At 64.0% G+C, this 18,744-nt stretch carries 14 protein-coding genes and 1 tRNA gene; 7 read left to right on the forward strand and 8 right to left on the reverse strand.

Annotated elements, in window-relative coordinates; translation table 11 throughout:
* Nucleotides 1–86 precede the first annotated feature (86 nt).
* Nucleotides 87–160: transfer RNA gene (locus CCOS191_RS21295), tRNA-Gly, on the forward strand.
* Nucleotides 161–278: 118 nt separating this feature from the next.
* Here the strand turns inward: CCOS191_RS21295 and CCOS191_RS21300 are convergent.
* On the reverse strand, nucleotides 279–1,811 hold the full coding sequence (locus CCOS191_RS21300) for a Fic family protein (RefSeq protein WP_046856886.1): 1,533 nt from the start codon (nucleotides 1,809–1,811) through the stop codon (nucleotides 279–281).
* 402 nt (nucleotides 1,812–2,213) lie between these two features.
* Between CCOS191_RS21300 and CCOS191_RS21305 the strand changes: the two genes are divergently transcribed.
* On the forward strand, nucleotides 2,214–3,914 hold the full coding sequence (locus tag CCOS191_RS21305) for a SulP family inorganic anion transporter (protein WP_046856887.1): 1,701 nt from the start codon (nucleotides 2,214–2,216) through the stop codon (nucleotides 3,912–3,914).
* A gap of 108 nt (nucleotides 3,915–4,022) precedes the next feature.
* Complete coding sequence (gene nadS / locus CCOS191_RS21310; RefSeq protein ID WP_046856888.1) at nucleotides 4,023–4,310, forward strand: NadS family protein; 288 nt, start codon at nucleotides 4,023–4,025, stop codon at nucleotides 4,308–4,310.
* Nucleotides 4,311–4,349: 39 nt separating this feature from the next.
* Here the strand turns inward: nadS and CCOS191_RS21315 are convergent, their stop codons facing one another.
* The 5 genes from CCOS191_RS21315 to CCOS191_RS21335 all read right to left on the reverse strand — a co-directional run bounded on the left by CCOS191_RS21315 (nucleotide 4,350) and on the right by CCOS191_RS21335 (nucleotide 11,025).
* On the reverse strand, nucleotides 4,350–5,945 hold the full coding sequence (locus CCOS191_RS21315; protein WP_046856889.1) for an alpha/beta hydrolase: 1,596 nt from the start codon (nucleotides 5,943–5,945) through the stop codon (nucleotides 4,350–4,352).
* 7 nt (nucleotides 5,946–5,952) lie between these two features.
* A complete protein-coding gene (locus CCOS191_RS21320; protein ID WP_046856890.1) occupies nucleotides 5,953–8,316 on the reverse strand; it encodes a TonB-dependent receptor in 2,364 nt (787 codons plus the stop codon).
* A 78-nt stretch (nucleotides 8,317–8,394) separates the two neighbouring features.
* Nucleotides 8,395–9,357: a FecR family protein gene (locus CCOS191_RS21325; RefSeq protein ID WP_046856891.1), complete on the reverse strand. Its 963-nt coding sequence runs from the start codon at nucleotides 9,355–9,357 to the stop codon at nucleotides 8,395–8,397.
* The gene (locus CCOS191_RS21330) at nucleotides 9,350–9,883 is read right to left on the reverse strand and encodes an RNA polymerase sigma factor (RefSeq protein ID WP_046856892.1); all 534 of its coding nucleotides are present in this window, start codon (nucleotides 9,881–9,883) and stop codon (nucleotides 9,350–9,352) included. The genes CCOS191_RS21325 and CCOS191_RS21330 overlap by 8 nt, the downstream gene beginning before the upstream one ends.
* 83 nt (nucleotides 9,884–9,966) lie before the next feature.
* Complete coding sequence (locus CCOS191_RS21335) at nucleotides 9,967–11,025, reverse strand: glycerophosphodiester phosphodiesterase (protein ID WP_046856893.1); 1,059 nt, start codon at nucleotides 11,023–11,025, stop codon at nucleotides 9,967–9,969.
* Nucleotides 11,026–11,167: 142 nt separating this feature from the next.
* On the opposite strand from CCOS191_RS21335, the gene CCOS191_RS21340 reads away from it, so the two are divergent.
* The 4 genes from CCOS191_RS21340 (at nucleotide 11,168) to CCOS191_RS21355 (ending at nucleotide 16,400) form a co-directional block, all read left to right on the forward strand.
* A complete protein-coding gene (locus CCOS191_RS21340; protein ID WP_046856894.1) occupies nucleotides 11,168–12,184 on the forward strand; it encodes a DUF4917 family protein in 1,017 nt (338 codons plus the stop codon).
* A 77-nt stretch (nucleotides 12,185–12,261) separates the two neighbouring features.
* A complete protein-coding gene (locus CCOS191_RS21345; protein WP_046856895.1) occupies nucleotides 12,262–12,783 on the forward strand; it encodes an RNA polymerase sigma factor in 522 nt (173 codons plus the stop codon).
* Nucleotides 12,780–13,727, forward strand: coding sequence for a FecR family protein (locus CCOS191_RS21350; protein ID WP_046856896.1), 948 nt, complete (start codon nucleotides 12,780–12,782; stop codon nucleotides 13,725–13,727). Before CCOS191_RS21345 ends, CCOS191_RS21350 begins: the two co-directional genes overlap by 4 nt.
* A gap of 120 nt (nucleotides 13,728–13,847) precedes the next feature.
* Nucleotides 13,848–16,400 (forward strand): TonB-dependent receptor, encoded by a 2,553-nt coding sequence (locus CCOS191_RS21355; protein WP_046856897.1) that lies wholly within the window; start codon nucleotides 13,848–13,850, stop codon nucleotides 16,398–16,400.
* 33 nt (nucleotides 16,401–16,433) lie between these two features.
* Here the strand turns inward: CCOS191_RS21355 and CCOS191_RS21360 are convergent, their stop codons facing one another.
* Both CCOS191_RS21360 and CCOS191_RS21365 read right to left on the reverse strand, forming a co-directional pair.
* A complete protein-coding gene (locus CCOS191_RS21360; RefSeq protein WP_046856898.1) occupies nucleotides 16,434–16,928 on the reverse strand; it encodes a helix-turn-helix transcriptional regulator in 495 nt (164 codons plus the stop codon).
* Nucleotides 16,929–17,456: 528 nt separating this feature from the next.
* A complete protein-coding gene (locus CCOS191_RS21365) occupies nucleotides 17,457–18,677 on the reverse strand; it encodes a class I SAM-dependent methyltransferase (protein WP_046856899.1) in 1,221 nt (406 codons plus the stop codon).
* Nucleotides 18,678–18,744 lie beyond the last annotated feature (67 nt).

Raw genomic sequence — 18,744 nt, forward strand, 5'->3', positions numbered from 1 at the left:
CGCAGGCTACGGGCCGCCGACAGGCTTTTTTACAAGCTTGGGGCTTCTCATTCGAGGAGGGTTCTGGTAAAAAGTCTGGCTTCGAAGCGGGTATAGTTTATTGGTAAAACTATAGCTTCCCAAGCTATTGAGGAGGGTTCGATTCCCTCTACCCGCTCCATCTCGCATTCCCCGCACGACGTTCCAATAACGTCGTCGCTGTCAAAAGGAGCCTCGGCTCCTTTTTTCGTTTCTGCGCTTGAAATTCAAAGCACCGCTGAGAATGCCAAGGTCAATCCTCATTGCCCTTCTCGGTCTTCAAACGCCGACCGAACGGCATCCACAATTCGCGCTGCGAGGCGCTCGTCGTCGAGCTGCGGATATTGCTTCTTGAGCTTGCCTGAAACATTCCAGCCATTCTCCTTCACCGCGCGAATGATGCGGCTTGCATCCTGGTCTGGCATCTCCACAACATCTTTTAAACGCTCTTGGGCGAGCTGGAAGATGACAAGGATCCTGGCTTCTTCCGCCATCTGCGTTCGAATCGTGTGTTCCACGACGCGCGCGGTATAGAGAACATGTGCGGTCAGATCCGGATAGCGCCAGGCGAAGCGCGCATCTTCGTAATCGTCGAACTCGAAGTTGCTCGGCGTACCGTCTTCGTAGGCCACAAGCGTGCCAAAGCGACAGGATGCCGCATAACGCCGCATGAATGGTCGGGAGAACTGCTCCAGTGTCGCATCATAGCCGGCACGGAACTCGGTCGAGCTGGTAATGGTTGCTGAAACAGGCAATATCACGCCATTCGGAACCGCCTGGTCCCGAACCAGAGTGTCGTTGATCAGGAAACGGTGGATTCGCCCATTTCCGTCTCTCATCGGATGGATGTAGACGAAGCCGAACGCCAATGCCGCGGCGCGCGCAAGCGACTCGGCGCCCCGGGTGGCCATCTCGAATTCGTTGAGGCCAGCAAGCATCGGGGCAAGGTCGTCAAAATGAGGGGCGACGTAGTGCACGATGTTCTCGCGCATCGTGGATTGCCCGACAAAAACGGGGGAGCGCCGCAACCCCAGGCCAAATGCATCGTGCCCCAGGATACCTACCTGCAAGAGACGCAGACTTCGGTCACTCAATGGTTCATCGATATGGCCGCAGTGTTGCGCGATGACATGTGCAAAGCGCTGGATGCGGCCAGCTTGGCCTTCCTCTTTCTCAATCAGAAAGCTGGCGCGCGACTCTTTCAACGTCAACCAACTCGCCGTCCGCATCAGGATGTCGGGGCCGAAGGTCTGATCGAGCTCTCCCAAAGCGGCTCTCAGGTCAAACTGCAAGGCTTGCTGCACGGTGTCGGTTCGCCGGATAAGCGGGCAAAACCCAGGCGTGCCTGGCAGATTGTCGTTGACCCGCCAGCGGCGAGATCGAAGCGGCGCCGTGCGGATCAGGTAGTGGGCGGGCGGCACGGCATCGATATAGGCGCCATTGGTCACATCAGGCACATCCAGATGTTGCCCCGTCAGCCACTCGTATAGAAAACCGGTGCGCCGAGCGTACTGGCCAAAAGGGGAACGCCGGCACCAAGCTTCGATTGGCTCGGGTCCTACGACGGCAAACAGGCGGGCGAAGAACTCAAGGTGAATCTCCTCGTATTTGAGCCCGAACTCGAAGTGGCCTGCAAAATCATCGTCGGGCCGGTAGTTGGGCGGAAACCTGTTTTCTACTTGACTACCGGTGTCGCGGCTTGCTCGCACTGTGCCGATGGCCGAATCGACGCGCAGAGGTTGTACCGGATTAACTCCGTACCGAGTGGCTAACGCCTTGAAACCGACCTGCATGGAAAAACCTCTACCGGAAGCCCAAAAACGCTAATATTTTTTGACCGTAACCGCAAAACGATACCGTCAGCCGTCAGACGCAAAAATACTACGGAACACTCAAATTCGCTACCGATCCAGATGGTTTACTCAAAAACGATAATGAAAGCGCTCCTCGCGAATTCCTTGGCCGCTCATCTCCCCTGCCCGAAGTTTGTCCTATAACCGTTCGATTCACTCTCCCGCTCCAACTCGTATTCCGTCCACGTCGTCTCTGTCAAAAGGAGCGTCGACTGTTTTTTCGTTTCCAACGTGCCTTTGTTGATCTGGCCCATAGCCATCGCCGCGCCAATTGGCTTGAATGCCCAGTCGTTCGTGGCGCCTGACCGCTACGCTTTGTGAAACACCTCCAAAGGACTGCGCATGTTTCTCTCCCGCTGGCTACCGGGCCTGGCCAACCTGCTGCACTACCGCCGCGAGTGGTTCCATGCTGACCTGCAGGCCGGCCTGTCGGTGGCCGCGATCCAGATCCCCATCGCCATCGCCTATGCGCAGATCGTAGGCCTGCCGCCACAGTACGGCTTGTATGCCTGCGTGCTGCCGATGATGGTCTATGCCCTGGTCGGCAGTTCACGGCAATTGATGGTCGGCCCCGACGCCGCCACCTGCGCCATGATCGGCGGCGCCGTGGCACCGCTGGCCATGGGCGACCCGCAACGCATCGCCGAGCTGTCGGTGATCGTCACCGTGCTGGTGGGCGCGATGCTGATCGCCGCCGGGGTGGCGCGAGCCGGCTTTATCGCCAGCTTCTTCTCGCGGCCGATCCTCATCGGCTACCTCAATGGCATCGGCCTGAGCCTGCTCGCCGGGCAGTTGTCGAAGGTGGTGGGTTTCAAGATCGAAGGCGACGGTTTCATCCTCAGCCTGATCAACTTCTTCCAGCGCCTGGGCGAGATTCACTGGCTGACGCTGGCCATTGGCCTGGCCGGCCTGGGCCTGCTGATCTGGCTGCCACGGCGCTATCCGCGGCTGCCGGCGGCGCTGGTGACAGTGGTGGTATTCACCGCCCTTGCCGGACTGTTCGGCCTGGACCGTTTCGGCGTGGCGATCCTCGGCCCGGTGCCGGCGGGCATTCCCGAGCTGGCCTGGCCACAGAGCTCCCTGGCGGAAACCAAGAGCCTGCTGCGCGACGCCCTGGGTATCGCCACCATCAGTTTCTGCAGCGCCATGCTCACCGCCCGCAGCTTCGCCGCCCGCCACGGCTACGCGATCAACGCCAACCATGAGTTCCTCGCGCTGGGCGTGAGCAACCTGGCCGCCGGTATTTCCCAGGGCTTCGCCATCAGCGGCGCCGACTCGCGCACCGCAGTCAACGACATGGTCGGCGGCAAGAGCCAACTGGTGGGCATTATTGCCGCACTGGTGATCGCCTTGATCCTGCTGTTCTTCACCGCGCCAATGGCCTGGATTCCCCAGGCTGCGCTGGGCGCGGTGCTGCTCATGGCCGGCTGGGGGTTGATCGACGTGAAGTCGCTCAAGACCATCCGCAAGCTCAGCCGTTTCGAGTTCTGGCTGTGCCTGCTGACCACGGTCGGCGTACTCGGCCTGGGCGTGTTGCCGGGCATCGTGTTCGCCGTGACCCTGGCCATCCTGCGCCTGCTCTACAGCATCTACCAGCCCACCGACGCGGTGCTTGGCTGGGTGCCGGGCATCGAGGGCCAGGTGGACGTGCGCCAACACAAGGATGCCCGTACCGTACCCGGCCTGCTGGTGTACCGCTTCGACGACGCGATCCTGTTCTTCAACGCCGACTACTTCAAGATGCGCCTGCTCGAAGCCGTGCAGAACGTGGAGAAAACCCAGGTGGTGCTGTTCGATGCGGAAGCTGTGACCAGCATCGACGTCAGCGGCATCGCCGCCCTGCGCGAGGTGCGCGACACCCTCGCCGCCCAGGGCATCCACTTCGCCATCGCCCGCGCCCGCGGCACCTTCCTGCGCATGCTGGTGCGTTCCGGGATGGCGCGGGAGATGGAGGAGAAACTGCTGTTCGGCTCGGTACGGGCGGGGATTCGGGCGTATCGGGTATGGCGCAACAGGGCTCGGCGGGAGGGTGCTGCGGATTGAGGGAGGGGGACTACATTGCTAACAGAAGCGAATGACATATCCACGCACGCAATGATCAGTAGGCTTCGGGGAACGCCATCAAATCTAAAATAGAAGCGCGGTAGTCATATGAACCACCTGTTCGACAAACTGATGGAAAGCGTTGAACAAATGGATGAGATCATCCAAGGTCAACGCCCTCCCTCCCGTCAGTTCGAAATCGACGCCCTCCAGGTAAAGAGCATCCGCAAGGCGACCGGGCTATCACAGCTACGCTTTGCCGAGATGATCGACGTGCAGGTGGCCACCTTGCGTAACTGGGAACAGGGACGTCGAGAACCTACAGGGCCCGCCAAAGCCCTGTTGAGGGCCATCCACAACGATCCTGACCACGTTCTGAAAGCACTTTCCCACTGATCACGCACGACGTCCCTTGAACTGGACGTGGGCTCGGTATTACGGCACACAAGCCCGCGCAACAGCCTGTGTCCCCTGCCCAAGCAAGCTGATCAACCCACAGGGCAGGCTCCCCCGCCACTGCAGATAGTCATGCCCAGCCGGAAACTCCACCTGTTCCACACGGTACCCTTTGGCCAGCAACACATCGCGCAAGTGGCGGTTGGTGTCGAGAATTTTCGGTCCTTCGAACAGACCCGACTGCATGTAGAACCGCAACGGCTGGCGTGGTGCCTTGACGTACTCGCGGGTTAGCCAGCCAGATTCGTCACCGGCCATCGGCCACCAGTAGGAACCGGACATGCTCAGCACATTGCCGAACAACTCCGGGTGCCTGAGGCCCAGGTAGGCCGACCCCAGGCCGCCGTAGCTGGACCCTGCCACCACGGTGCGCGAGGCTGGTGCCGCGAGCCCCTGGTGGCTGGCCCAAGGCATCAGTTCCTCGGCCATGAACCTTGCGAACAGTGGGTTGGGCGGCAACTCCCGCTCACGGCTTTCGCTGCTGGGGTTGGCGATGATCAGCGCTGCGGTGGGCGGGATCAGGCCGTCAGCAATCAGGTTGTCGAGTATCGTCGGCGTCGGCACCTGGCGGGTATAGGCATGGGCATCGAACAGCACCAGCAAGGCCTGGTCGGCCTTGCCCGGGCGCCAACCTGCCGGGCGGTAGAGGTAGATATCGCGCTCGTTGCCCAGCACCTCGCTGGCCAGGCGCCTGCGCTCCAGGCTGCCACGGGCCACCCCGGCACGCTCGGCCACCCACGGCTGGGGTGGGGCATCCGCAAGTTCCAGCCGTGAGCGCGACAACCAGGCGTCGCCACTGCCGTCGGCGAAGGTATTCGGGTTCAACGGATCGCGCCGGGTACTGGCCAGGATCACCCGGCGGTCGTCGGACACCGGCACATCCGGCGCCATCTGATAACTCAGGCGGGTCGTCGCAGGTACCTCGAAACTGTGGAACCAGACATCGCTCGTGCCCAGCCGGGACAGCGGTTCGTGATTGCCTGTGGGGGCGCCGAACATCCTCACGTTGTCCCGTGCCCCGCGCCAGAGGAAGGTGACCAGGCGCTTGGCGGGTTGCCCAGCAATGGCCTCGACCAATGGCGTTCCCTCAACGGCACGGGCCTGCCAGAAGGCCTCGCTGGCGCCACCCGTTGCCAGGTGCTGCTGCAGGGCGCGCAGGGTCGGGCTGAGCAGCGCCGCCGGTGTACGGCGTTGCTCGCCGGCAGGCAGGACCTGCTCCAGGCTCAGGCTGAAACGCGCTGCCGGGCGGATCGCCAGGGGTTCGGCGCGCACCGCGTAGCGACCGTCCTGCGCCGCGACGAACAGGAACTCGCGGGGCTGGTCCAAGCCGTCGATCAGCAGGCGCAACGGACGCCCTTCGGCGTCCAGCAGGCGCAGGCTGACGTCACCGTCGAGCCGACCACGCACCAGGTCCCCAGCCTTGAGCGCCACTTGCCAGGCTGGCGGATGCGCTGCGCCGACCTGGCCGGCAACCGGTTTTCCAACCTCGAGATCGGCGTACGTGCTCGCCAGGGCCAGGTTCGAATAGAGCGTGGCCAGCAGGCATGCTCCGCCCAAGCGCTTCAATCGCTGCATGTTCACCTCAGAAGTCGACGCTGGCGGAGAGTTTGAGCGTGCGCGGTTCGCTGACCGTCGCATAACCATCGTTGAACACACCGGCCCAGTAGGCGCGGTTCTCGACGTTCTCCAGGCTGGCGCGCAGGGTCACGTCCTTGCTCAGCACCTTGGTCGCATAGCGTGCGCCCAGGTCATAACGAGTCCACTGCGGGATCTTCAGCTGGTTGGCGGAATCGAGGTACTGGGAGCTGCTGTGAATACCCAGGGCGGTCAGGGTCAGGCCCTCGACCCCAGGCAGGTCCCACTCGGCGCCGAGGTTGGCCGACCAGGCCGGCACGCCGCGGGCGGTGTTGCCGTCCATGGCGCCATTGGCGGTCTTGCTCAGCACCGCGCGGGTGTAGGTCACGCCACCGAGCAGGCGTACGCTGGGGACGACTTCGCCGAACATCGTCCACTCCACGCCACGGTTGCGCTGCTCGCCGTCATCGTTGTAACGATTGCTGGGCTTGTCGTAGATCATGCTGGGCTTGTCGATCTGGAACACCGCCAGCGTGTGGGTGAAGTCGCCCAGGTCCCACTTCACCCCGGCCTCCATCTGCTTGGCGACATAGGGCGCGAACTGCTCGCCGTAGTTGGCGGCCTTCTGGTCGGTGACCATGCCTCCCTGGGTCAGCCCCTCGATGTAGTTGGCATACAGCGATACCGGTGCCTCCCAGGGCTTGAGCACGATACCCACGGCGGGGGTCAGCTTGCGTTCGTCGTACGAAGGGTTGCTCATCTTCTGTCGCACGCGCTGGGAACGCACGCCGAGGGTGAGCAGCACACGCTCGTCCATGAAGCCCAGGGTATCTGCCACGGCAAAGCTCGACAGGGTGTTGTCGCCGGTCTTGTCGCTGCTGCCGTGGTCACCCGCAATGATCGCCTTGCCCGGGTGGTAGATATTGGTGGGGTACTTGGCGCCGGTGACCGTCGGCGCACGGCCGATGTCCTGGTGCAGCAAGGTGGTGCTGAGCACCAGTTGGTGGCTGACCGGACCGGTCATGAAGTTGCCGCGCAGGCCGGCCTCGGTGGAAAGACTGTGGGTGTAGCCGGCCTGGTTGTAGGTTTCCCCCGTGGCCGTGCCGTCGGCCTTGTTCACCACCACCCGGGTGCCGTTGAGGAAGCCGTCGTATCGGGTGCGGGCACCACCGACGCTGGCGTAGGCGGTCCAGCTGTCATCGAGCTGGTACTCGCCACGCACCACCACGGCCTTGCTGATCTGCCGGGCGTGGATGCCTTCGAGGATGTTGGTGTCTGGCTTGGGTGCGCGGGTTACGTGATTGAGGCCACTGAAGCCGGCCATCATCGGGCTGCCGTTCTCCAGTTTCTCGTGGCTTTCGTAGGCATCCAGCTCGAGCTTGAAGTCGTCCCCTCGGTAATCCAGTGCCAACGCCGCCAAGGTGCGGTCCTTGGACTGCTCGTCGACGCCGGTGTCGCCGCTGCCATAGACCCCATTGAAGCGAATGCCGAAGCGCCCCTCGGCAAAGCGCCGCCCGACATCGACATGCTCGGCGACATAGCCATCGGACACATAGCTGCTGGTCAGCCGGGTCAGCGGCGTATCGCCGGCGCGCTTGGGTACCAGGTTGACCACCCCGCCCACGCCACCGTTGGGCGCCATGCCATTGAGCAGCGCGCCCGGCCCCTTGAGCACTTCGACGCGCTCGAGGAATTCGGTCGGCACATGGCCATCGGGCGCCAGGCCGTAAAGGCCACCCAGCGCCAGCTCGGTGGAGTCCAGCGCATAGCCGCGGATCATGAAGTTCTCGTAGGCATGCCCTTCGCCGGTGCTGAAGCGGATCGACGGGTCGTTGCGCAGTACCGCGCCGACCGTGCCGCTTTGCTGGTTCTCGATGGTCTTGGCGGTGTAGGCGGTGACGCTGAAGGGGGTGTCCATCAGGTCGCGATTGCCCAGCATGCCGATGCGCGCGCCGCGGGCCACCTGGCCGCCACTGTAGCTTTCCGGCAGGTCACTGTTGAAGCCAGAGGCGTTGACCGTGGTCGCCCCCAAGGTCAGGGCACCTTGGTCGGTCGGGCCGCGCAGGATGATCACGCCGTTTTCCTCCACCGCCACCAGGTCGCTGCCGGCCAGCAGCTGGCGCAGCGCCTGCAGCACGGTGTAGCACCCCTGCAAGGCAGGCGTGCTGCGCCCGGCCAATACACGGCTGTCGGCGGCGATCGCCACTCCCGAGGCATGGGCCAGGGCATGCACCGTGGCCTCCAGCGACTGGCCCGGCAAGTCGAGGTTCAGCGGCTGGCTATCGGCCAGGGCCAGGCCGCTGCCACCCAGGGCGCAGGCCAGTGCCAGGCGCCGCAGGGTGCCGGGGAAGCGGGAGGTGAAAAGCGACATGATCAGTCCTTGCAGGAGGTGGGTTCACAGCTGATGACGCGGCAGCGGCGGTTTACCCCTCAAACGTTTTTCAGAGGATCAGCGCGGCACGATCAGACGTTGCCCGCCCAGCGCCTGCACGCTGACCGGCAGGATGCCCGGCAAGGCATCGAGCAATACCTCAGGCTGGTCACTGGGGAAACTCCCGGTCAATCGCAGGTTGACCAGCCCGGGGTCGACCTTGACGGCCTGCGCTGCATAAGCGTTCAGCTCACCGATCACCTCGACAAGCGGCTGGTCGGTGAACGACCACCAACCGCGCTGCCAATGCGCCTGGTCTGGCCCGTACTGGCCACCGGCGCGCAGGCTGCCCAACCGCCCTTCGCCCTCCAGGCAGATGCGCTCGCCAGCCTGCAGCACCTGTTCGCCACCCTGCAGGTCGCGTACCTGCACCCGCCCCCTGGCTACGGCCACCTGGACCTGACCACCCCGGTCGCTGACCGTGAACGCGGTACCCAGCACCTGTACCACGCCCAGGCGGGTACTGATCAGGAATGGCCGCCACAGCTCATGAGCCACATCGAAGAAGACATTGCCGTGCAGCAGCAGGACCTGGCGCTGGCCGTGATCGAAGCGCACCCGCAGGTTGCTTTCGGCCGCCACCAGCAGCTGGCTGCCATCGGGCAGTGCCAAGGCCTGCGGCGCTTGCGCGTGGGCCGTCTGCAGGTCCTGGCCGAACGCTGCGGTGCGCTTGTACATCCAGCCCAGCCAACCACCTGCGGCCAGCAGCAAGGCCAGCGCGCCGCCCTGGCGCAGCACCCGCCGACGCCCCACATCACAAGCCTGCGGTTGCAAGGCGCCACGCAGTTGCGGGGCGAGGCGGTGAACCAGTTGCCAGCGCTGCTCGGCCTCCAGCCAGGCGCGCTCATGCTCGGCGCTGCGACCGCGCCAGCGCTGCGCCAGGCCATGGGTCTTGCGCACGCGTTCGGGATCATCCCCTTGCAGCGCCGCCAGGTAGACCAGCGCCTGCTGCACCTTGCGTGGCGCGGCCGGCTCAGTCATGACGGCTCGCCAGACGCAGCTCGGACAGGTCGAAGACCGCCCGGGCGATATGCAACTCGACCGACTTGGCCGACAGCCCCAGGGCCTCGCACACTTCACGGTGGCTGTGGCCGTGCAGACGCACGCGCACGAACACTTCGCGGCGCAGTTTGGGCATGCGTTCAATGCGTGCGATCAGGTGCTGCAACTGTTCGCGCGCGATCATGATTTCTTCAACGCTGGGGCTGAGCCAGTCAGCCCGTGCCAGCCAGTCTTCCAGCGCCGCCAGTTCGGTGCTGCGCCGCCGGTACTGATCGATGCACAGGTTGCGCGCCGCCTGGAACAGCAAGGCCCGGGCATTGATTACCGGTGCGTTGAGCGCATGGGCGTAGGCCTGGGCGAAGCTGGATTGGGCGATATCAGCGGCGTCGTCAGGGTTGCGCAGCCGCCCGCAGAGGTAGCGGCGCAGATCACTGTAATGGGCAAGCAGGTCGTCGACGGCTGCCTGGAGGGCTGGCCGGGCCTGCCAACTGGAAAGGGAGGTCATTGCGGATGTGGCGAGGGCCTTTAATAGGAATTCCTATCATTCTCACACATGTCATTCGGCCATCGCCAGCATCATGTTGCCGATCAGTAACCCAGCTTGCGCAGCAACTGGCCTTCGTTCTGTGGCATCGGTCGTTTATAGAAACGCATCAGCTCACCGGCACGGTTGGTGAAGATGCCGTCGACGCCGGCTTTCATCGCCTTGTCGAAGTCCACCGCCTCGTCGAGGGTGTACACGTGCACCAGCAGCCCCTTGTCGTGGCTGGCCTGGTTCATCCACGGCTGGATCAGGTCGGAGTAGCTCTGCTCGCCGAGGTGAGTGCGGATTGCCGAAGGGCCGGTACCAATGGCGCCGCCGGCCTTGGCATAGTCGAGCCAGCGCTGGAACTCGGCACGGTCCTTGGGTTGCTGACGGGCGTAGAAGGCCGACTTGTCCTGCTCACCGGACTCGGCGAAGTCCTGCCCCGAGGCCGGCTCGATGCTGCCCTTGGCCACCCACAGCAAGAGGATCTTCGGCACCTGCGGCATGGCCTCGTGCAGCAGCTTGAGGCTGTTGCGATCGAAGGTCTGCAAGATCACCTTGCCCGGCTTGTCGAGCCAGCCACGGGCTTCGAGGCGCTTTTTCAGGTCCTGCTCGATACCGGGAAACTGCGCCGGCTCCTTGGTCTCGATGTACAGGCCCGGGTGACGCTCGGGGTTGCCTTCGGCGATATCGATCACTTCGTCCAGGGTCAGGATACGCTGGCCCTTGAACGCTTCGCGGGCACGCTGTGGATAGGCCTTGTTGAACCAGCTGCCGGCGTCCAGCGCCTTGAGTTCGGCCAAGGTGAAGGCGCTGACCGGGCTCGCCTTGCGCTCGGGGTAACGTTCGGCGACGTCGCTGGTGCGGGCCAGCACATCGTCGTGGAGCACCACCAGCACGCCATCGCGGGTGCGTTGCAAGTCCATTTCCAGGTAGTCGGCGCCCAGTTCACGGGCCAGCAGATAGGCGGGGGTGGTGGACTCGGGCGCGTCGAACGAGGCGCCACGATGGGCGATCACGGCCGGATGCGGGATGTCCTGGGCCTTGGCGAGGGCCTTGCCGTCGGAGGCATGGGCCGCGGTACTTGCCAGCAAGGTGGCCAGGAGAAGGGTCTTGTACATGGGTAGTCCTTTGCAGATCGGGGCCGGCCTCTGGAAGACGCCGGCAAGGTCAACGGTGCAGTCCTTGAGGGCGCAAGCCTCGCACACTCTGCATGACATGCTAAAGTCCCCGGCGTTTTCCGCCACACCCAATGGACCGCCCATGCCCGCACTCGACGCCCACTTGCCCACCTGGGCCGACCTCAACCAGCGCCACCCCAGCACCGCCCTGCTGCTGGGCAATGGTGCCAGCCGCGCGCTGTGGAAACCGTTCGGCTACTTCTCGCTGTTCGAGGAAGCCCAGCGGGTGCGGCACAAGGCATTGGGGGTGAGCGACCAGGCATTGTTCAAGGCCTTGGGCAGTGAGCTGTTCGAGCCGCTGCTCAGCACCCTGAACACCACGGTGCGGGCCAACGCCGCGCTGGCGATCAACTCCACCGCGCCGCTGAACCGCTACTACTCGATCAAGGAAGCGCTGATCCACGCGGTGCGTGCCGTGCATCTGCCCTGGCCGCGCTTCCCCGGCGCGACGCGCACGGCCATCAACCGGGCGCTGCGCCAGTACCGCAACATCTACACCAGCAACTACGACCTGATCCTGCCCTGGGCCGTGGCCGAGGATACGCAAGGTTTCGCCAACCTGTTCGACGAACAGGGTTTCTTCGACGTGCGCCGCAGCCAGGCCGACGGTATCCGCATCCTCCACCTGCACGGCGGCATGCACCTGCTCAAGTTGCCCGACGGCAGTACCCGCCGACGCAGCGCGGAACAGGCCGAACTGCTCGAAGGCTTCGCCGTGAACATTCCCGGCGAAGTACCGCTGTTCGTCAACGAAAGCCGCAGCGAAGACAAGCTGCGCGCCATCCGCAACTCCGACTACCTGTCCTGGAGCCTGGGACAGCTGGCCCGCGAACACGACGGATTATGCTTGTTCGGCCAGCACCTGGACGCCAGCGACCAGCACCTGCTCGACGCCATTCGCCAGGCGCGGCCCAAGCACCTGGCCATCGCGATCCGGCCGCTGAGCGAGGCATCGGTCATCAATCAGAAGCAGCACTTCATTGATCGCTTTGGCGATCTTTCGCAGGTTCCGCTGCACTTTTTCGATGCTTCCAGCCACCCCCTGGGCTTGGCTGAACTGGCCATCCCCGTTCCGGCCGCACAGGATCGACGGCGCTGAGCCGCACACTTTGCAAATGTAAATAATTCTCGATAAGATCCGCACCCTTTCCTCTCCGCCAGCCCCGGAAAGCGTGCATGCAGCGCCCCAAACCCGACCCCGTCGCCCACGGTTTCTATGCCGACATCCTGCATTTCCTGCGCAAGCGCATGGACAATGCCAGTGACGCCGCGGACATGACCCAGGATGTCTTCGCCCAATGGCTGGGTTACCGGGATCGGGCCAAGGTGGAGCAGCCGCGCGCGTTCCTGTTCCAGGTGGCGCGCAACCTGCTGAGCGACCATTGGCGCAGGCAGAAAGTGCGCCATGCGGCGCTGGCCGACGACACCCTGCCCGAGCAGCAGAGCGCGCCTGCCAACGACCCGCTGGACCACGCCCAACAGCAACAACGGCTGAATCAATTGCGTCAGGTGCTCGCAGAACTCTCGCCGCGACGCCGCGAAGCCCTTATGCTGCACCGTTTCGAAGGCCTGACCCAGGCCCAGATCGCCGAACGCATGAACATTTCCGTCAGCATGGTCGAAAAGCACATCGCCGCCGCCCTGCTGCAATGCAAGCAACGCCTGGACAGTGACAACGGCACGGAGCAGTTCCCATGACCCCCACCGACGAGCTCGACCCGCGCCCGATCGACGCCCAGGCGGCGAGCTGGTTCAGCCGCAACCGCAACCAGCCTTCACGGCAGGACCGCAAGGCGTTCGCTCGGTGGATGCAGACGCCCGAGCACACCCGCGCCTATCGCCAGTTCGAACAGCTGTGGGATGACCTGGCCGCACTCAAGCAAGCCAATCGCCCCGTGCCCTTGCCGGTACGCCGGGCGCCACGCTGGCGTCCGGCCCTGGCAACGGCGGCGGCCCTGCTCTGCGCGGTGCTGGCCGGCAACCTGGGGGCGGGCAGCGAAGCCCTCAGCCAACGCATCAGCGCCAGCCAGGCCGTGCAGGTGCTGCAACTGCCCGATGGCAGCCAGCTGCATGTCAACGCCCAGACCCGCCTGCGCCTGGACTTCAGCGCCGAACAGCGACTGATCCAGCTCGAACATGGCCAGCTGTATATCGAGGTGGCACCCGACAAGGAGCGACCGCTGTTCGTCGATGCGGGCAGCGGCCGCGTGCGCGTGGTCGGCACCGGCTTCGATGTGCGCCGGGGCGACCGCGAACTGGCGGTGGCGGTCGCCCACGGCCAGGTAGCGTTCGACACGCCCGGCGAACGACAACCGCCGTTGTTGCTCGGTGCCCGCCAAGGCGCCACCTACGACCTGGCACGCGGCACCCTGACCCGCCGTGAACTGGGCGAGCAACAGGTGGCCGACTGGCGCGAGGGCCACGTGAGCTTTCGCAACCGCGAACTGGCCAGCCTGATCGACGAGCTCGGCCTGTATCGCCAGCAGCCGGTGGTGCTGGCCGACCCGACGCTTGGCCGCTACAAGGTGTCCGGCAACCTCGACGTCCACGATCCGGACGCCCTGCTCAATGCCCTGCCCGCCCTGTTGCCGGTCAAGACTACCTTGCTGGCCGACGGCCGCCTGCGCATCGAGCGACGCTAAAAAAATAATTTGAGAATTTTTATCATTCGCAGGTGAGGTTTTGTCGCAACATCGCGTCTTCCTCCCCGCCTGCCGCGTGATGGCGGGCTTTTTCCGGCCTTTTGCCGTTTGGGGGAAACCATGTTGTCCGCGTTGCGTCCATTGCACTGCCTGCCTGTCCGACCCACATTGCTGGCCCTGTGCCTGGCCATGAGCCTGGCCGCCGAAGCCGCACCGGTACCGTTCGACCTGCCGGCGCAACCGCTGGCGCGCTCGCTGAGCCAACTGGCCCAGCAGGCCAAGGTCCAGCTGCTGTTCGACGAGGCCCTGCTCGGCAGTGCCCAGGCTCCGGCGCTCAAGGGCGACTTCGAAGCCGAAACGGCCATCAGCCGCCTGCTGGTGGGCAGCCGCTTCAGCGTGGTGCGCATGGGCAACACCTATGTGGTACGCCTGCGCGAGGACGACCCGACTGCCGACAACAGCCTGCAACTCGGTGCCGTGAGCATCGTTGGTGACGGGCAGCAGGTCGATGCCAGCAACGTCGGCCGCTCGACCCTCAACCAGGAACAGATCGACCGCTACCAGCCCAGCAACATCCCCAGCGTGCTGGCCACCCTGCCTGGCGTGAACATGGGCGGCTCCTCCAAGCCAGGCGGCCAGACCATCAACATCTGGGGCATGGGCGATGCCGAGGACGTGCCGATGACCGTCGACGGCGCGCCCAAGAGCGGTTTCGAACGCTACCAGCAAGGCACCATCTTCATCGAACCCGAGCTGATCAAGTACATCGAGGTCGAGAAAGGCCCGCACTCGGTCAAGACCGGTAACGGCGGCCTGGGCGGCAGCGTGCACATGGAAACCAAGGATGCCACCGACCTGCTGCAGGAGGGCCGCAACAGCGGTGCCATGCTCAAGTACGGCTACGGCAGCAATGACCATCAGCAAGTCTACAGCTCGGCCGTGTTTGGCCGCACCGATGACGGCCGCATCGATGGCCTGGCGTACTTCACCAAGCGCGATGGCGGCGACCTGAAGATGGCCGACCGCTTGCCCGACCCGACCAACCAGTGGCCAATCAATCCACAGCGCCTGCCCAATAGTGCTCTGGACCTGGAAGGTACGCTGCTCAAGACCAATATCCATTTCACCGACGAGCACAGCCTGGGGTTTTCCTGGTCGCGCTCGGAAAGCGAGCGTTGGGCCACCTTCGCCGCCACCGCCTTCTCGTCGCCACCCTCGGCGGCGGACATCAAGAAGTATGGTTATGCCGACGCCCTCAAGCGCTTCCTGGCCCACCGCACGACTATCGACACCACGTGGTCGACCACCTACAAGTACCAGCCAATCGAAAACCCGTGGGTCGATCTACAGGTCAAATATTCCGAGTCGGACACCAAACAGACCGACAAGCGCAATGCCAACGCGGTGACCCAGCCTTCCACCGGCGGGCGGCAGATGGATACCGAATACCAGGACCGCATGCTCGACGTACGCAACATCAGCACCTTCCTCACCGGCCCGCTGGAGCACGCGCTCACTGCCGGCGTGCAGATCCGGCGCCATGACCGCGACACCCAGATGTGGATGCCCGGCAAGAGCTACGAGATTCCTCGCTACAACTATGGCCACTACCAGCCGTATTTCATGCCCAGCGGCCAGGTCGACAGCCAGGGCTACTACCTGCAGGACGCCATCACCCTGGGCGATCTGACCATCACGCCGTCGTTGCGCTATGACCACGTCACCAACGAAGGCAAGCCCAACCAGGCGCCCTACTACAACAACCCGGCAGCCGGCCACGACTACAGCGCCAAGACCTACACCGGCTGGTCGCCACGCCTGTCGCTGTACTGGAAGATGACCGAACAGACCGCACTGTACGCCGACTACAGCAAGACCTGGCGCGCGCCGGTGCTGGACGAGCAGTTCGAAGTGCAGGGAATCGGCAGCCGCACCGCCACCAGCCGCAACCTCGACCCCGAACGTATCACCGGCTTGCGCGCAGGCAGCATCAGCAGCTTCTCCGATGTGTTCGCCCGGGGCGACAGCGCGCAGGTGCGCACCACGCTGTTTCGCAACAAGGTCACCGATGAAATCTTCAAGGCCACCGGCGTTGGCTGCCAGGAGCAGTTGGTCACCGGCGGCAACATCGCCGATACCTGCGGTGGCGGGCTGATGGGCAACTACCGAAACATCGGCGAGGTGGTCTACAAAGGCTTCGAGATCGAAACCTTCTACGATTCCACCTATCTGTTCGGTGCACTGTCTTACTCGTGGATGGAAGGTCGCCACGAGGGCGCGTACACCAACCCCTGGGGGCCGGATGTCTGGGCCAAGGATGTACCGGCACCGAAATGGATCACCACCCTTGGCGTGAAGATCCCGGCCTGGGACGCCCGGGTCGGCTGGACCGCGCAGTTCGTCGGCGCCACCCACCACCTGCCCAGCGACAAGTACTTCGAGGGCCCCGCGAGTGCGCTCGGTGACCGTTACTACGACAACTTCGGCAACGAGAAGTACCAGATCCACGGCCTGTTCGCCAACTGGAAACCGCAGCAACCCTACCTCAAGGGCACCGAGGTCAACCTGACCGTGGACAACCTGTTCAACAAGGCCATCCGGCCAGAGCTGTCGGGCGAGAACGCCTATACCCAGGGGCGTAATGCCAAGATCAGCGTGACCCGGTTCTTCTGAGCCCGCTGGCAGGCAATGATGCAACGGAGTGCATCACCTGCCGTTCGCCACCCGCTCCTGGGCCCTGGCGACATTCACCTGCATCGCCACGATGGCCAGCTCATGGACTGCCTGGGCAACGGCATGCGTGCCGCGCGCCTGCATCCACGACAGGATGTCGGCGAGGTGCCAGAGCGAGAGCGTGCCGTCATGCACCGGGGCCGGAAAGCTGCGGTGATGGGTGAGCATGAGCTTGCGCATGTTCTGCCGGGAAACCCCCACCAGCTCCGCCACATCGGTCAGGCCGACCAGGTCGGGGCTGGCCTCGATCAGCCGGGCATCCGGCAACACTTGCCGCACATCCGCCAGGGCGCTGTGCAGTGCCTCCCGCGCCGTGCCGCCCTCGCGGGCGAAGGCAAGGGCCAGACGGCCCGGTTGGCCGCTACCGACCACTGCATCATCGCATCCGGCCTTCCCCAGGCGCTCGATCAGCGCATCGACGTCCATGTCCTCGGTCAATTGGTATTTGAGGGTGAACTCGTACTCCATCACTTTCGCTCCACTGACTGATTGGCTATCGCGCTTGTATTGGCTTCGGGGATCGACTGCGCGCTAGTATGGGCGAGAGGACATGGTTGTCAAATGACAACCAAAGAATAACGACCGGCGACCCTCGGAACAGACCGACTCCATTACATCCCGGAGCCATGAGAGCCATCGTATGAGGGCTGCCAGGTGCTTGGCGACAGCCTTTCACCGCCTATCAGATCGAGCGCCGCCCGCGCGGCGCATCGCGGATGAATCCGCTCCTACATTTGTTGCAACGTGACCATGCCTGATAGGCCATGGTTGTTAGCCTTGTGCGCTCGACACGATTTTTCGGCGGGCATTGCTGCCGCCCCACCTGTCTCAAGCCCTGCGCCAAGGCTGGCAACCATGGCGTGACAGGTTCGGTACGTTGCAACAAATGTAGGAGCGGATTCATCCGCGATGCGCCGCGCGGGCGGCGCTCGGTATCCCAGGCGCTGCATCTTTCCAGTCAACCGACCGGTAGCCCACGCAAAGCATGAATGAACCTTAACCAGCGATCAGCCCATCCGCCTTCAGCAACGTCTCCAGGCAATGCTCGCGCACCCCATAAAACGCCTTGAGCTCGGCTATTTTCTCCAGCAGACCCGCATTGTCCTGGGGCTGGCGGCGCTTGACCGCAAGGATCATCTTGTTCTTGTTGGTGTGCTCGAGCGAGATGAACTCGAACACCTTGGTCTCGTAGCCGCAAGCTTCCAGGTAAAGGGCGCGCAGGCTGTCGGTGAGCATCTCGGCCTGCTGGCCCAGGTGCAGCCCGTACTGCAGCATCGGTTGCAACAAACCCGGGCTGTGCAACTGCGGGCGGATCTGCTTGTGGCAGCACGGCGAACACATGATGATCGCGGCGTTGCAGCGAATACCGGTGTGGATGGCATAGTCGGTGGCGATGTCGCAGGCATGCAAGGCGATCATCACATCGATGGCCTCAGGCACCACGCTGCGCACATCGCCGCATTCGAACACCAGTCCCGGATGCTCCAGGCGCGCGGCGGCGGCGTTGCACAACTCGACCATGTCCGGGCGCAGCTCGACACCAGTAACCAGCGCCTCACGGGCGAGGGTGTTGCGCAGGTAGTCGTGCATGGCGAAGGTCAGGTAGCCCTTGCCCGAACCGAAGTCGGCAACCTTCAGGCTCTGCTGGGCGTCCACGGGCGCGTCGCTCAAGGCATGGTCGAAGACCTCGATGAACTTGTTGATCTGCTTCCATTTGCGCGACATGGACGGGATCAGCGCGCCCTGCGCATCGGTCACCCCCAGGTCACGCAGGAACGGCCGCGACAGCTCCAGATAACGCTTCTTCTGCCGATCATGGCCACCCGCGCCCGCCTCGCGGGGCGCCTGCTGGGCCAAGTGCCGGCGCAGCATCGGCTTGCCCTTCTTGCTGAACTCCAGTTGCACCTCGCCGGCAGCGGTAAACAGGTGCGCGTTGCGAAAACCCTCGGGCAGCAGTTCGGCCACCAGCGTCTGCGCCTCGTCCAACCCCAGGTTTCGGGTGATATCGCGAGTCTGATGGCGGTAGACCAACGACAGGCAGACCTGGCCCTTGATCTGCACCGGCTTGGCGATGATCCGCTGCAGGGTCTGGTCGGCGCCGACATGGCGGGCCAGCACCAGCTTGCTCAGGCTGCCGTCGCCCAGGGCATCGGCGAGCAGGCTCAGGAACTGGGCGCGCGCGTCCGGCGCGCCAGGGACGGAGGAAGGGGAAGACATGGGAACGGGTGCCTCGAAATACGGGGAGCGCGATGCGCAATGCCGGGCATTCTACGTCGATGGTGCC

The organism is Pseudomonas sp. CCOS 191 (assembly GCF_001007005.1).
Lineage (GTDB): Bacteria > Pseudomonadota > Gammaproteobacteria > Pseudomonadales > Pseudomonadaceae > Aquipseudomonas > Aquipseudomonas soli.